1 protein-coding gene is annotated in these 239 nt (G+C 52.7%); it reads left to right on the top strand.

Annotated elements, in window-relative coordinates; translation table 11 throughout:
- Positions 1–239 (top strand): hypothetical protein (locus ABGT15_RS14755; protein WP_437125375.1); only part of this gene is annotated, 239 nt, incomplete at both ends.

Here is a 239-nt window from a genome sequence, read left to right as displayed (position 1 = left end):
GATCAGGTCCTGCAGGATAAAGTGCGCAGCCTGAAAAACGTCGATATTATTCTGAACGCGCAAACCACCGAAGTGAAAGGTGATGGCAGCAAAGTGACCGGAATTGAGTATCGTGACCGCGTCAGTGGCGATGCGCATCACGTGGCGTTGGCGGGTATTTTCGTCCAGATTGGTCTGCTGCCAAATACCACCTGGCTGGAAGGTGCGGTCGAGCGCAATCGTATGGGCGAAATCATTAT

The sequence above is a fragment of the Flavobacterium enshiense genome, from assembly GCF_040750275.1.
GTDB classification, from domain to species: domain Bacteria; phylum Bacteroidota; class Bacteroidia; order Flavobacteriales; family Flavobacteriaceae; genus Flavobacterium; species Flavobacterium enshiense_B.
The sequence above is the reverse complement of the archived record's forward strand: the minus strand, read 5'-3'. Positions and strand labels throughout refer to the sequence as shown.